This window comes from Terriglobales bacterium, from assembly GCA_035691485.1.
GTDB lineage: Bacteria > Acidobacteriota > Terriglobia > Terriglobales > Acidobacteriaceae > JAIQGF01.
This window is the reverse complement of record DASSIZ010000053.1, coordinates 1-15,027: the sequence shown is the minus strand read 5'-3', so window position 1 is coordinate 15,027 and position 15,027 is coordinate 1. Positions and strand designations below refer to the sequence as shown.

The window sequence follows — 15,027 nt, the reverse complement described above, 5'->3', positions numbered from 1 at the left end:
TGGCCGGGGAGAGCCGCTCATGAGAATGGAGCTCATCCAGCCGTTTATTAATGCCGCCGACGCGGTTTTCGCCGAATCCCTTCAAGGGCCGACAAAAATCATCGACGTCGAGATGGACGAAAACGCCTACCGCCGCAAAGGCGTGGCCGCCCTGATCACCATCAAGGGCGACATTGAAGGCCGCGTCATCCTCGATCTTTCGTCGGAAGTTGCCGTGAAAGTCGCCAGCGTGCTGGCGGGCGCTGAACTGGAAGCTAGCGAGCAACTCGTGCGTGAAACGGTTTGTGAACTCGCGAACATGGTCATCGGCAATTCCGTCACGCTGCTCAATGATCAGGGTTTTCACTTCAAGGTGTTTCCGCCGGAAGTGCACATGAATGAAGCGGGGCTCGCGGGCAGCGCCGACACCGAAGCGCTGGTGGTTTGCATGGGGACGCCCTGCGGCGACATTTTCCTGAACATCGCCATGCGCTACCTACACCGCCGCCGCGCCGAACGCTCCGCCGTCCCCGCTCTTGATTGAGCGCTTTTTTTAATGTGGCGACGCCCTTCGCGTGGCCATCTTCGCCGCTATTTCTGTGCCAAAGTCGCAAGCTTGTCGAAGAATCGCTTGATCATCATTTTCGCCGTGCCGTCAATGAGCCTCTGGCCGACCGCTGCCATCGTTCCGCCCACCTGCGCATCACCTTCGTAGGAAACATCGGTGCCGCTGTCGCGTGCCGTTAGGTATAGCAATCCATCGCCTTTCAGGAAGCCGATGCGGCCGGTGCCTTCGACGATCATTCGAAAGCTCGAAGGCGGCTGCTGATCCGTGATGTACACTTTGCCTTCAAATTGTCCCGAAAGTGCGGCGAGAAGCACTTTCATCTTCATGCGGTATTCGTCGGGGCCGATTTTTTCCAGGCTTTCACACCCGGGCATAGCCTGCGCGAGAATCGCCGGGTCTTGTAGGATTTGATACGCGTGCTCGGGTGCCATGGGCAAAGTATAAGAGCCTGAGATTTTCATGTTCACCCGAAGGGTCTTTGTAGTGGCGGGTCTTCAGACCCGTTCTTTGTTGCCATGCGCGAGCATAATATGAGGTTCAATGGAAATGTTGTGGCTGTGGCCTGAGATCCTCACGCGATTCGCGAAATCGCGGTCCTGATCGCGCGCGCCGCGTGGACGACCGCCAGATGCCGCCGGTAATCGGCCGAAGCATGCAGATCCGAGTTTGCGTCGATTCCTTGCGCAACGAGCGCCGCAGCAGCTTGGATGTCAGCCTGCGCCCCGGCCTTACCTTCCAGCGACTTCTCAGAAGCCGTGGCCCGGTATGCGCGATTAGAAAGTCCGGTAACGCCAATCCTCACAAAGGAAAGTTTTCCTGCGTTCACGCGTACACGCGCTGCGACTCCCACAATCGCGAAGCCGCTGGCCGGCTGAACCATCTTCTGGTAGCTCGTGCCGGTGCGCGCATCGTCGATAGGAACAATCACCTCGCGCAGAATTTCGCCAGGCTCGAGCGCGGTGGTAAACGCGTCAACAAAAAAGTCGGCCGCGCTGACCGTGCGCTCCGATTTCGCGCCTTGAAGAACGAATTTGGCTTCCAGCGCCTGCAGTGCCGCGGGATAATCCGCCGCGGGATCCGCATGCGCCACGCTGCCGCCGATCGTGCCCATGTTGCGCACCTGCACGTCACCGATGGCCGCCGCAGTTTCCGTAAGCAAAGGGCATTTCTGCCGCAGCAGCGCGGAGCTTTCGATGTCGTAATGCGACGCCGTGGCGCCAATGTGCAGCTGACCTCCGACCTCTCGGATGAAGTTCAGGTCCTTGAGCGTGCGCAAATCCACTAGATGCTCGGGCGCGGCGAGCCGCAGTTTCATCATGGGAATCAGGCTCATCCCGCCCGCAAGCGGCTTGGCACCGCTGGCAAGCAGATGTAAAGCTTCATCGAGCGATTTGGGAGCGGTGTATTCAAATTTTTGCGCAATCATTTCCGTTGCTCCTCTCAGTTCCCCAGCTCAGTTCTTCGTAGCCAGAACTTTCCAGATTTTTTCCGGCGTCAGCGGCATGTCGAGGTGACGCACCCCCAGCGGAGAAAGTGCGTCAACCACAGAATTGACGACGGCGGGTGAGCACCCAATCGTGCCCGCTTCGCCGACGCCTTTCACGCCGAGCGGATTCACCGGTGACGGCGTGCACGTGTGCTGGCTTTCAATCCACGGCATCATGTGTGCGCGGGGGAGCGCATAGTCCGTCAATTCGCCGGTGACGAGTTGTCCATTGTCGTCATAAACCGCCTGCTCCCACAACGCCTGCCCGAGGCCTTGCGCCACACCGCCGTGGATTTGCCCGTCGACAATGAGCGGATTCAAAATGTTCCCGCAATCGTCGACTGCAACGTAGCGGCGGATCTTGATCTGGCCGGTTTCGTTGTCGATATCTGTGACCACGATGTGCGCGCCAAAGGGGAACGTGAAGTTCGGCGGCTCCCAGAAGCGCGTGGCCATCAACCCGGGCTCCGTGTTCGGAGGCAGTTTCAATGCGCGATACGTGGCTCCCGCAATTTCCTGGAACGTTTTCGAGTTGCCCGTCTTGTTGTCAATGACCTGCCCGCCAATCAGCGAAACGTCTTCCGATTCCAGCAGCATCGCGCCGAATTTTTTGACCTTGGCTTTCAAGTCTTGCAACGCGTAGTAAAGCGCCGTGCCGCCAACCGCTGTGGCCCGGCTGCCGAAAGTTCCGATGCCATATTGCACAATGGCGGTATCGCCGCGAATCACCAGGATGTCGTCGAGACCGACCCCAAGCTCATCGGCGGCAATTTGCGCGAACGTAGTTTCTTCGCCCTGCCCGTGCGGGCACGCCCCCGTCATGATGGTGACTTTGCCGCTGGGCTCGATTTTCACCGTGGCGCTTTCCCATCCGCCCGCGGGCGTCGCGGGCGACGGGCCGATGGCGCAGATTTCGCCGTAAGTAGAAATGCCGATGCCCATGTATTTGCCTTGCTTGCGCAAGTCGGTTTGTTCCTGGCGCAGCTTGTGATAGCCAACGAGGTCGAGCGCCTTCTCCAGCGGCGTCGCGTAATCACCGGAGTCATACATGAGGCCCGTGGCCGTGGGATAGGGGAAGTTGTCCTTGTTGACGAAATTCTTGAAGCGAATTTCCGCCGGATCCATCTTCAGCTCAGCCGCAAGAATATCGACCATACGCTCGATCCCGTGCGTGGCTTCGGGGCGGCCCGCGCCGCGATACGCATCCGTCGGCACGCAATTCGTGAACACGCCCACGATATCCGCGCGAATGTTCGGCGTGTTGTAAAGTCCTGGCATCATCAGAACACTCAACTGGGGAATCAGCGGCGTCAGCAACTGGTGATACGCGCCCACGTCTTGAATCAGTTTCAGCTTGATGCCGAGAATCGTGCCGTCGCGCTTCGCGGCGACTTCGTAGTAGTCCACGTGACCGCGCCCGTGAATCGTGCACGTAAAATTCTCGCGGCGCGATTCAATCCACTTGACGGGCTTGTTGATTTTCATCGACACGTAGCCCATCAGCGCTTCTTCGGCATAAACGTTCAGCTTGCTGCCAAACCCTCCTCCCACTTCCGGCGCGATCACACGCATGCGGTTTTCTTCCAGGCCGAGCATGCCCGCCACCAGCGTGCGCACCAGGTGCGGAATTTGCGTCGACGTGTAAAGGTTGAGCTGACGGTCCGCCCCGCGCCATTCGGCAACGACGCCGCGCGTTTCCATCGCCATGGGAACGAGCCGCTGGCTCACGATGCGCTGCTTCACCACGACATCGGCCTGCGCAAACGCCTTGTCGATATCGCCGCCGTCCTGGTGATACGTGAACGCGACGTTGTCCGGCCACTGTGGATGCACAGCCGGTGCGCCTTTCGCCAGTGCCTTCTCCGGGTTGGCCACCGCGGGCAGCACTTCGTAATCCACCTCAATCAAATCGGCGGCGTCGCTCGCCAGGTAACGGTCCCGCGCCACAACTACCGCGACGGGGTGTCCCACGAAATAAACGCGGTCAGTGGCGAGGATCGTATGCTGCGGCACGCGCAAGTCTGGCATCACGATGCCGCAGGGCACCGCGCCCACACCTTTCGTATCCTTGCCCGTGAAAACGCAAACCACTCCGGGTGCGGCTTCTGCTTTCTTCGTGTCAATCGAGCGAATGCGCGCTGCGGCGTGTGGGCTCCGCACGATCACCGCGTAGTTCATCCCTGGCATCTGGATGTCTTCGACATACGTTGCCGTACCGGTGATGAGCCGCGGATCTTCGCGGCGCCGGATGCGCTTGCCGACAAAAGTTTCGACTTTAGTCGTCGTGGTGGCCATGGTCGCCTCCTACTTTCCCGCGCCCGCAGCGGCGGCTTTTACCGCGTTGACAATGTGCTGGTATCCCGTGCAACGGCAAACATTGCCTTCGAGCCCGTGCCGAATCTCATCTTCCGTAGGAGCCGGATTGCGATCTAGAATCTGCTTCGAAGCCATAATCATTCCCGGCGTGCAGAATCCGCACTGCAATCCGTGCTCATTCCAGAACGCTTCCTGGACGGGATCGAGTTTTCCGTTCGTCGCCAGGCCTTCCACGGTCACGATCTCCGCGCCGTTGGCCTGCACCGCAAACATCGTGCAACTCTTAATCGCTCTGCCATTCAGCTCCACGGTGCACGCCCCGCAGAGCGAAGTTTCGCAGCCCATGTGCGTGCCCGTCAGGCCCGCGACGTCGCGCAGGAAATGAATCAGCAGCAGGCGTGGTTCGACGTCTTGGGAATAGCTTTTCCCGTTGATGGTGAGTGAAATGTTCATAGATCTTCTCCGGGCGGGGGACAACTCCAGCGTTGCAGAAGATACCAGAATATTGTGCCGGATGCACCAGTCAGTCCGTGACGGGGTGAGACGCGGACTGCTAGCGATACTCTTCGGCCAACAGCCTGGTTGGCCGCCTTGACACCCGCTTCTGCTCCCGCCAAGCTAAGACATCCCCTTCCAAAATCTGCGTATCACGTGTGAGTCCATGCGCATTCTTGTCGCTGAAGATGACCACTCCTTCGCCGAATTTCTGCAAAGGCGTTTGCAGCAGGAACATTTCGCCGTGCACGTCGTTTCCGATGGCTGCGAAGCCAAAAAAATAGCTTCCGAGCAGCCTTATGATCTGCTTCTTCTGGACCTGGATCTACCCGGGCGCGGCGGCTTGGACGTGCTGCGTGAGATTCGTTCGCGAAAACCCGATTTGCCCGTGGTCATCGTGACGGGTTCCAGTCTCGTCGAAGAACGCGTTCGTGGGCTCGACGCCGGTGCCGACGACTATCTGGCGAAGCCCTTTGCGTTTGCAGAACTTGCCGCCCGCATTCGCGCCGTGTTGCGCCGGGGAAACCGCCCGGGCCGCGCCGTGCTTCAAATCGATGACCTCGAGCTCGACCGCGTCAGCCATACCGTTCGCCGTGGCAGCCGCGATATCGAGCTCAGCCCCAAGGAATTCTCTTTGCTCGAATTCTTGATGCGCAACGAAGGCCAACCCGTCACGCGCCACTCCATCGCCGCGCAGGTCTGGCGCCTGAGCCTCGACAACATGACCAACGTCGTCGACGTCTACATCAACTATTTGCGTCGCAAGGTCGATTCCGGCCACGATCGTCCGCTCATTCGCACCGTTCGCGGCATCGGCTACCAAATCGGCGGCAACGGCCAGCCTGCTTCGCTACAGAGCTAGGAGAGCACCAGGTTTGCCCGTGTGGGGGCGCGCTTTAGCGCGTCCCCGTTGGGGCTTTTTTGCTTACTCTGAGAAACGAAGGAGAGAATGGCGCACGGGCTGCGCTTGACAACATTCATTAGCCATTGCATTGCGACAACTCTACGAACGTAGCGGGTTTTGTTATCCTACCCGGCGTGCAACCTCAATTCCTGATTGACACCGATACCGCCTCCGACGACGCCGTGGCTCTCATCATGGCGCTGCGCTCGCCCGATATCCGCGTCCTCGCACTTACCATCGTCGCGGGCAACGTCAGCGTGCAACAGGCCGCGCGCAATGCTTTGTACACGGCGGAACTTTGCGGCTCGAATGTTCCCGTTTTCGTCGGCGCAGGGAAACCGCTTCAGCGCGAACACCAAAGCGCGGATTGGTTTCACGGCCGCGACGGCTTGGGCGACCACGGTTATCCTGCCCCGCACCGTGCTCCGGAAAAGCTAAACGCTGCCGAAGCCATCGTCTCCACAATAGAAGCGAATCCCGGCCTGGTTCTTGTCACTCTGGGTCCGCTCACCAACATCGCCTTGGCGTTGCAGCGCAGGCCCGGCATCGCCGCAAAAGTCAGCCGCTGCGTCATCATGGGCGGCGCGCCGTGCTGCGAAGGCAACGTCACGCCCGCCGCCGAGTACAACATCTGGTGCGATCCCGAAGCAGCGCGCATTGTGCTTCGCAGCGGCCTTCCCGTGGAACTGGTCGGCTGGCATCTTTGCCGCGGCGAGGCCGCGCTCAACCTGAATGACATCGAGCGCGTTCTCAGCCTCGACAATCCGATCGCGCGCTTCGCCATCGAGTGCAACAGCCGCGCCCAGGAAGCGTACTTCGAGCAAACCGGCGAGCACGGTATTTCTTTACCCGATCCGATTTGCATGTCCATCGCGCTCGATCCTTCGATTGTCACCGAACAAACGGAGAATTACGTCGACGTGGAGACTTCCAGCGAACTCACCCGCGGCATGACCGTGGTCGACCGTCTGAATGTTGCCGCCAACGACCGCAACAAGTCCGTCTGGGCGTCCGTCCTGAACAAAGGCATCAAAGCCAAAGTGATTTGGACCATCGACATCGTCCGCTGGAAGCTCGCGCTTTTCCACGCCCTGCGCTAGCCCCCCCGGGCCCTTCCAACCTTCGGTTTTGACGAGTGTTCGATCTTGCACATACAGGACGTGACTCGTGGTTATAAGATCTTCGCCTCTCACCGACAGAGCTGGTTCTCCAGCGACCTGAAAACAATAATCGCCAGATTCGCAGTCGGAAGAATCCCAAAAAACTACTCAAAAGGAGCACACCATGACCCAAACCAGTGCTACGCAACGAAGCAGCGAGCAGGCAGATGCGATTCGTACGTTTCAGGTGAGTGTTCCGGATGCGGAACTCGCCGAATTGCGCAGGCGCATCAACGCGACGAAGTGGCCTGAGCGGGAAACCGTCGCGGATGCCACACAAGGCGTGCAGCTCGCGACTATGCAGAACCTCGCGCGCTATTGGGGGACGGATTACGATTGGCGCAAGTGCGAGGCGAAACTGAACGCCCTGCCGCAGTTCATCACCGAGATCGATGGGCTGGATATCCATTTCATTCACGTCCGTTCGAAGCATCCCAATGCGCTGCCGCTGGTCGTCACGCACGGCTGGCCAGGGTCGGTCGTCGAGCAGTTGAAGATCATCGATCCGCTGACCAACCCGACAGCGCATGGCGGCAGCGCATCTGACGCTTTCGATGTGGTGGTCCCGTCGATGCCCGGCTACGGATACTCAGGCAGGCCAACCGCCCCCGGGTGGGACCCCGCCCACATTGCACGAGCCTGGACCGTGCTGATGAAGCGCCTCGGCTACAACAAATTTGTGGCGCAGGGTGGCGATTGGGGTGCGGTCATCACCGAGCTGATGGGCGCGCAGGCGCCACCGGAATTGTTGGGCATTCACACCAACATGCCTAACGTGATTCCGGTCGACATCGACAAGGCAGCCTTTTCCGGGGCGCCGGCACCGGCAGGTCTCTCCGCTGACGAGAAGGTCGCTTATGAGCGACTGAGCTTCGTCTATGCAAAGGGCATCGGCTATGGCTTCCAGATGGGGCTGCGACCGCAGACGCTGTACGGAATCGCGGATTCACCCGTCGGCCTGGCGGCTTATTTCCTTGATCACGACGCGCGCAGCTATGAGCTCATCGCGCGCGTCTTTAACGGACAGTCTGAGGGCCTCACGCGGGACGACATCCTCGACAATGTCACGATCACCTGGTTGACCAACACCGCGCTTTCTGGCGCCCGTCTCTATTGGGAGAACAAGGGGGCGTCGTTCTTCGCTGTCAAGGGCGTCGACCCCGCCATCCCGGTTGCCGTGAGCGTCTTCCCTGACGAACTCTATCCAGCTCCACGGAGCTGGGCGGAGCGGGCATATCCCAAACTGATCCATTACAACAAGCTCCCCAAGGGAGGTCACTTCGCCGCATGGGAGCAACCGAAACTCTTCTCCGAAGAGCTTCGCGCAGGATTCCGGTCATTGCGCTAGTTCGAATATCGGGCGGGGCGGCGCGCCGAGGCGCCGCCTTCCCGAAATGTCGCGCTTCCGTCGACGACAGAGAAGGCCGCACGCCAAGCCTTCGCAAAAAGACCAACCTCAATTCAATCCAAAAAAAAGGAGCGATATCATGAGCCAAGCAGGAGTTACGCAACAACGCACCGAGCCTTCGCAGTTCAACGCCGACCGCACCCATCCGGGCCGGTGGACGATCACCTTCAGCAACCCGCCGATCAACATGTTTTTTCCCACAACGATCGTCGAATTGCGAGCGCTAATGACCGACCTCGAGGCGGACCCGTCCGTGAAGGTCGTAGTGTTCCAGTCGGCGAATCCCGATTTTTTCATCGCTCATCTCGACGTAGCCAAGGCAGCGGAACGGCCAGAGATGCTGGGCCTTTGGCGCGACTTTGTGCTGCGCCTCTCGTCCGCGCCAATCGTGAGCATCGCCAAAATTCGCGGCCGCACGCGCGGCATCGGTAACGAGTTCGTGCTGGCCTGCGACATGCGCTTTGCCAGCCGGAAAAGCGCCCTATTCGGCAACCCCGAAGTCGGCGTCGGACTGGTCCCGGGCGGTGGAGCGCTGGAATGGCTCCCGCGCTTGGTCGGCCGTTCGCGCGCACTTGAGATCGTCCTCAGCGGCGACGATTTCGATGCCGATATCGCCGAGCGCTATGGCTGGGTGAACCGCACGCTGGACGACGACCACCTCGACTCGTTTGTCGATGCACTCGTCCGGCGTCTGGCCTCGTTCGACCGTGAAACGCTGGCCGCGGCGAAGGCCCAGGTCAATCGGTTCGGGATGCCGACAGCTGCCGAGCTTCAGTCGAGCAACGACTTGTTCTTCCCATTGCTGGCCTTGCCAGGTGCGCAGGCGCGCCGTGCCAAGATCCGAGGTATCGGTTACGGTGTTCGGAGCGACTTCGAATTGAACTTCGGCCGGTACCTCCCTGCGTTCGGGCGGACGGACGACGATGCCACGGACGTAGGGGCGAATCTTTAGATTCGCCCGGGTCAATCCAACGATTGACCCATGTTCTTGGCCGTGCCTCGGACCCGGTGCCTCTGTAGGGGCGGGGCTTGCCCCGCCCGCTCTTCGCCCTCGAGCGGTTCTCTCGATGAATCTCTCTTCTCCATCGCGCCACTCTTGTCCCATGAATCTCTCTGATCTGCATGCGGCGTCGCTCTTTAGGGCGACATCTTTTTTTTGTAGCGCCGGCATCTTCCCGGCATCCTTTCCGTTTGCCTCTGTAGGGGCGAATCTCTAGATTCGCCCGGGTCAATCTTCCTCGATGAATCCCTCTTCTCCATCGCCCCACTTTTGTGAGACGAATCTCTTTGATCCAAGGGCATCAAAGCCAAGGTCGCTTGGACCATCGACATCGCCCGCTGGAAGCGGGCCCTGTTCCACGCGTTGCGCTAACGGGCTCGACCCTAACCGCACTGTCAGTTCCTGGTAACAAAACGAATCGGGGGTTAGCACGGGGAGGGACAGATCAACCAGCCTGCCTCGCCTAACGAGCCTCACGGTTAGGAGTCCGCGTAGCGACGTATCGAGACAGCCACAGACACGCCACCGGCAAACGTTACCAGTGGAATCAGCCACAAATTAAACGAGGGAACATTCGGAACAAGCACAGGCAGAAGAAGCAGGCCAGCTACAAAGCTGAGAAAAGCATACTGCACTGAGCTGGCCGACGGCCACAGACCGACGCAGGAGACCGCCACAAGCACACCCAGACTCGCCGCCATCATGGGAATCCACTGGTCACCATCTTCGGAAGTCACTGTGCACGGCTGCGTGGAACTTCCTGCCTCGTTCGCGTTGCTTGCGGAGCGACCAACTGCTGCGCCATTAACAAACTCTCCCCGCATAACAGCAGCGATTTCGTCCTTCGTGAGCGCAAACGAGTAGATCCGCACGTCGCGCATCAAGCCGGCGAATTCAAAGCCCTTCAAATCGCTCCGCCTACCGAGGTAAACTGGCCCGCGGGAACTGCGCTGAGTGCTGGTTACCGGGCCAACCAGGGGGCCGTTGTCTAGCTTCCCGTTCAGGTAAACGTCGAGCGCGCGCTTCGGGGCGTCATAAACTCCGGCCACGTGATACCAAGTGCCAGTGACGAGCGGGGTGGCTCCGTATCGCGCCATGAGATGTCCGCAGGCGTTGCTGAGTTTGAATCCGATAGTTGGCGCTCCTTTGTCGATGGTCGTGTCCAGCTGATAACCAGAACGAGAGTGAAGCTGCGAGATGATCGCTGCGTCATCATATGGAAAAGAAGAGGAGTTGATCCAGGCAGTGATTGTCATGCTCCCGGCAAGCCGAAGCGCTGTTGAGCGGCCAACGTCGATATATTCCTTCCTGCCGTCGAACACAACGGAAGTCCCTATTGGGCCCGAAGCGAGCTCTGGTTCGGTGGTGGACCGCCCGTTAAGACCGTGTCCCGAGGAATCAAGTGCTACTCGACCACCCTTTTCGTCCAGCTTCCAGTAGCCTTCGAGCGTACCTGGGGAAGTAGCTCCGCGCTTACTAACGTCTGGCCCCATCTGGGCCCATACCTCAGCCACCAGCGCTAAAGCGGCTGCGGCAGCTACTAATGTCGTCCATCGGTTGATCTTTAAGGAGGGTGAACGAATCTTCCAATGCGCACTCATGACCGCGCCAAGCAAAGCTCCTATGACGTTCGTGATAAAATCCCAGACCGACGGGTCGCGGTACATCATTACTATCTGGCTCGTTTCCGCAAGGCCTGACATCAAGGCTGCTGCGGCAAGAGCTCGGAGGATGCCAAATTCCCCAAGTACAAATCCCACTGGAACGAATCCGAGAACATTCACAAAGGCATGGGATGGATCGATTCGCAAGTCTACGGTGGAATAATGCCCCCGCGAGAGTATCTCGATGGGAATCGCGATTGCGGCGAGAGTCAGGAATATCACTGGAGCGCACAATTTGATTCGAGTCACCACGATCGTCCCCACGATTCCGCTTTCAGCATAGTCCAGAAATCACCGCAGTTTCCACACTGCCGCTCCCCGTCCGGGTGGCGCACCATTCGGTTTTTCAGGATGGCGCGCTGCAGGAGGGGTGTCGGGTTTTTCTCAAATCCTCTCAGGCCGCGCGCAACCCCGGGAAAAGACCCTACGGACGAGACTATCTACCCTTTATCACTCTAGCTGGTGCTCGAAGCCGGCGGGTCAGGGCGCGCTATTCCCAGTAAGTCATGTTGTATCAATGCGTTACGGCCATGATCGCGGCGAGCTAACTTCGTTCACGGTCGTCTAAGTCGTTCTCCTGCATCGAATATGTAGTTGCAGCCGACATTGAGAAAAGGGCAACTTCTTTCTCACTACGGTGTTCTACGTATGGGAGCCGCAAAGGTGTTAGGCTTCCGTCGGAAGGGCTTACCCAGCGGGTCACTGAGTGTTGAGTGTCGCTTCCTAGAACAGGGGTTCGTCATGGAGACGATCAAGTTTAGCGGCAGGAGCAAGTTGGCGCTCTTGGCGTGTGTTGCCGGGCTTTTGCTGTTTGTCGCGCCGCAGGCGCGCGCCGATGATGATAGTCAGGATCCTCCCACGCGTGTTGCGCGCATTGGTGTTACAGACGGTTCCGTTTCCTTACAGCCGGGCGGGGAAGGTGACTGGGGCAGCGCCCAGCGTAACCGCCCCATGACCATTGGCGACAAAATGTGGGTTGACAAGGATTCCCGCGCCGAATTGCAGGCCGGAGAAGTCACTCTGCATCTCGGCAGCATGACCGCTCTTTCTTTCCTGAACCTCGACCAGGGCATTACGCAAGTCCGCCTGCCCGAAGGCAGCCTCAACTTCCGCGTTCGCGAACTGCATGAAGGCGACGTCGTCGAAGTCGATACTCCCAACATCGCTTTCACCGTGAAGGAAGCCGGTGACTTCCGCATCGACGTCAGCGAAACAGGCGATTCCTCTCGCGTGATCGTCATTCGAGGTGGCGGAGAAGTCAGCGCCGGTGGGCAAACCTATCCCGTACATGCCGGTGAGCAGGGCGAATTCAACGGCGCCCAGAATCCCACTTACTCCATCACACGCGCCCCGGGTCCTGACGGCCTCGACCGTTGGGCCGAAGAGCGCGACTTAAAAATGGATCGCTCCGCGTCCGGCGACTACGTTTCCCGTGACATGCCCGGTTACGACGACCTCGACGACTACGGCTCCTGGCGTGACGAGCCGGAGTACGGTCATGTCTGGTATCCCAACGACGTTGGCCCCGACTGGGCTCCCTACAGCGTCGGTTATTGGAACTGGGTTGGTCCTTGGGGCTGGACTTGGGTGGACTACGAGCCTTGGGGCTTTGCTCCCTTCCACTACGGCCGCTGGGCCTTCATCGGCGGCGCTTGGGGTTGGTGCCCCGGACCGTTCATTGGTCCTCCGATTTACGGGCCGGCCTTCGTCGGCTTCCTCGGCGGAGGCTGGGGTTTCGGCTTCGGCGCAGGTTTTGGTGTGGGCTGGTTCCCGCTGGGCTGGGGCGAGCCGTTCTTCCCCTGGTTCCACTGCGGCCCCCGCTTCATCAATGTAATTAACGTCCACAACACGTTTATACGGAACGTGAATATTCTGAACACCAGGAACATTCGCAATGTTAATTTCGTGAACGCGCACAACTTGCGCGCGGTCACCACCACTTCCCGCGGCAATTTCATGAACGGCGGGCGCGTCAATCGCGGCGGGCAGCACCTTACGCAAGGGGCGCTCAACGGCGCGCGCTTCTCCAACTCCGTGGGTATCCGGCCGACGCAGCACAGTTCGCTGGGCAGCGCCAACTTTAATGCGCGCGCGGCGCATCCGCCCGCGCGTCTGCAGAATCGCTCGGTCATGGCGCGCACCGCGCCGGCGCGCGCCGCTTCGCGTTCTGCGGTACGGCCGGAGAATGGCCGTACCTTCGCTGCCACGCGGTCGGAAAACGCGCGAATCAACAGCGTCGCACGAGCTAACGGCGCTGAGAGCAGGCCGGGCAATGTGCACGCCAACGCTGGCGCGGAAAGCAGGCCAGGGAATATGCGCACCAACGCTGGGGTAGAAAACAGGCCCGGCAGCGTGCAGGGCAATGCGCGCGGCAACGCCGGGGAAAATGCGCGCCAGCGCGATCTCTCGCAGAACCGGCCGCCTTCCGCATCATCGAATGGGCGCGCTGGGAACAGCTCCCGCGTCTGGGAAGCCCAGGGCAATAGCTCAGACCGTGGACGCGCTCCGCAGGGATTTGGTTCAAATCGTCCTTCGAATGCGCCTGCACAGAACTCGCGGAGCGCGATGAGTGATCGGCCCCAGCAAGGGCTAGGCAATTCGAACCGTGGCGGCAATGCACCGGCGCAGTCCGGCAGGGTTCAGTCGGACCGTCCGCCGTGGGCTCGTGCGGGCGCGAGTCCTTCGGAACGCTCGTCCGCGCCAAACTACAGCGGCAACCGTCCGAATTATTCCAATGGTGGCCGCGCGAATGAGGCTCCCCAGCGGAATTACAATGGCAATCGGCCGAATTATTCCAATGGGGGCCGCGTGAATGAGCCTCCGCAGCGGAATTACGGCGGCAACCGACCAGACTATTCCAACCGCGGCCGTTCGTATGAACCGCCGCAGCGCAATTACAGCCCTCCATCGTACGGAAACCGTGGCTCCTCGCCGCGGACTTATTCTCCGCCGAGCCGCAGCTACCCGGCGCCTTCCCGCTCCTACTCTCCTCCCAGCCGCAGCTACGGTAGCTATGGTGGCGGCGGAGGTGCTCGTAGTTCTGGCGGAGGCGGTGGCCGCAGCTATAGCGGGGGTGGCGGAGGAGGCCGTAGTTATGGTGGCGGTGGGGGAGGCTCTCGCGGAGGTGGTGGAGGTGGCGGATCGCACAGCAGTGGGGGCGGTGGCTCCCACGGCGGTAGCGGCCGTCCGCATCGCTAATTCGCACTTGTGACCTTCAGGCCCGCCCGATCTCTTCGGGCGGGCTTTTCTTTTCCGCCAGTGGCTCGCCTCGACCGTCAGGATCCGGGCACATGGCAGCTTCGTGGTCCATGGGAGAGAACAAATCGGCCTCTCTGGTTCTTCCGAAACGCCTTGTCTCGTTCAGCTCCTTTCCTTCGTAACTTCGCTGACTCTGAATCGCAGGCCGCAGCTTGCCCGCGGCGAGGGCGTGCAAGGCGCGCAGACGCGCGCTGAGTTCCGCTGATGTAAGGTGCCCCTCCCGGTACAGCCAGCGCAGAAAATTCCCGGCCGTTGAGTCACCCTTCCTTGCGTTGCATTCCTGGCAGCAGGAAGCCAGATTGCGATACGAGTTGCAGCCCAACTCAGCGCGGGGGACGATGTGGTCGAGACAAAGCATGCGAGGCTTGGTGCGGCGTAAACAGTAAAAGCAGCGGCCGCGCTCGCGCGCATGGATGGCCTGGCGCAGTGTCTTAGTTTGCATAAAGTCGATTTCTTCCAGGGCGATTGCGCCGTCAGGCTGCGCGGCGTTGGACGTCCCAACCGGACCGGGGCGCGGCGCGGGAATCTCCTCCGGCAAGCGCACCTCGACCACATGGCCCGCCGTGCTGCGTTCGACCAGGCGAAACACGCCTCGCTCGATCAGGCGGCGCACGGACTGCCGCGCCGATGCGATGGAGAGGCGGATGGCGCGGGCGACCGAAAGAATAGTGAAGCGCACCTGGCGCTTTCCTTCGAGGTGGCTATGGCGGAAGAGATAAGAATAGACGGCGCGGTCGATGACGGTTAACCGCAACCGCGGCACGAGCACGTCTTCAAATTGTTTCCAGA

12 protein-coding genes are annotated in these 15,027 nt (G+C 60.1%); 6 read left to right on the top strand and 6 right to left on the bottom strand.

Going from position 1 to position 15,027, the window contains the following annotated elements:
* Positions 1-523: chemotaxis protein CheX (locus VFI82_06680; GenBank protein ID HET7184351.1), on the top strand; the 523-nt coding region annotated here is incomplete at its 5' end.
* Positions 524-570: 47 nt separating this feature from the next.
* Here VFI82_06680 and VFI82_06675 read toward each other — a convergent pair.
* The 4 genes from VFI82_06675 to VFI82_06660 form a co-directional block, all read right to left on the bottom strand.
* Positions 571-1,008: a carbon monoxide dehydrogenase subunit G gene (locus tag VFI82_06675; protein ID HET7184350.1), complete on the bottom strand. Its 438-nt coding sequence runs from the start codon at positions 1,006-1,008 to the stop codon at positions 571-573.
* A gap of 110 nt (positions 1,009-1,118) precedes the next feature.
* A complete protein-coding gene (locus tag VFI82_06670) occupies positions 1,119-1,973 on the bottom strand; it encodes a xanthine dehydrogenase family protein subunit M (protein ID HET7184349.1) in 855 nt (284 codons plus the stop codon).
* A gap of 27 nt (positions 1,974-2,000) precedes the next feature.
* Positions 2,001-4,328 (bottom strand): xanthine dehydrogenase family protein molybdopterin-binding subunit, encoded by a 2,328-nt coding sequence (locus VFI82_06665; GenBank protein ID HET7184348.1) that lies wholly within the window; start codon positions 4,326-4,328, stop codon positions 2,001-2,003.
* Positions 4,329-4,337: 9 nt separating this feature from the next.
* Entirely contained in the window at positions 4,338-4,802 is a 465-nt protein-coding gene (locus VFI82_06660) for a (2Fe-2S)-binding protein (protein HET7184347.1), read from the bottom strand.
* Between the two features lie 208 nt (positions 4,803-5,010).
* Between VFI82_06660 and VFI82_06655 the strand changes: the two genes are divergently transcribed.
* From VFI82_06655 to VFI82_06640, 4 genes are all read left to right on the top strand, one after another.
* Positions 5,011-5,706 (top strand): response regulator transcription factor, encoded by a 696-nt coding sequence (locus tag VFI82_06655; protein HET7184346.1) that lies wholly within the window; start codon positions 5,011-5,013, stop codon positions 5,704-5,706.
* A 176-nt stretch (positions 5,707-5,882) separates the two neighbouring features.
* Entirely contained in the window at positions 5,883-6,848 is a 966-nt protein-coding gene (locus VFI82_06650) for a nucleoside hydrolase (GenBank protein HET7184345.1), read from the top strand.
* A gap of 184 nt (positions 6,849-7,032) precedes the next feature.
* On the top strand, positions 7,033-8,256 hold the full coding sequence (locus VFI82_06645; protein HET7184344.1) for an epoxide hydrolase: 1,224 nt from the start codon (positions 7,033-7,035) through the stop codon (positions 8,254-8,256).
* Positions 8,257-8,302: 46 nt separating this feature from the next.
* Positions 8,303-9,268: an enoyl-CoA hydratase/isomerase family protein gene (locus tag VFI82_06640; GenBank protein ID HET7184343.1), complete on the top strand. Its 966-nt coding sequence runs from the start codon at positions 8,303-8,305 to the stop codon at positions 9,266-9,268.
* A gap of 527 nt (positions 9,269-9,795) precedes the next feature.
* On the opposite strand, the gene VFI82_06635 is transcribed toward VFI82_06640, so the two are convergent.
* Complete coding sequence (locus tag VFI82_06635) at positions 9,796-11,232, bottom strand: LamG domain-containing protein (GenBank protein ID HET7184342.1); 1,437 nt, start codon at positions 11,230-11,232, stop codon at positions 9,796-9,798.
* 489 nt (positions 11,233-11,721) lie between these two features.
* Here VFI82_06635 and VFI82_06630 point away from each other — a divergent pair, with 489 nt between their 5' ends.
* The gene (locus VFI82_06630; GenBank protein HET7184341.1) at positions 11,722-14,178 is read left to right on the top strand and encodes a DUF6600 domain-containing protein; all 2,457 of its coding nucleotides are present in this window, start codon (positions 11,722-11,724) and stop codon (positions 14,176-14,178) included.
* Positions 14,179-14,194: 16 nt separating this feature from the next.
* On the opposite strand, the gene VFI82_06625 is transcribed toward VFI82_06630, so the two are convergent.
* A partial coding sequence (locus VFI82_06625) for an HNH endonuclease signature motif containing protein (GenBank protein ID HET7184340.1) occupies positions 14,195-15,027 on the bottom strand: 833 nt, incomplete at its 5' end.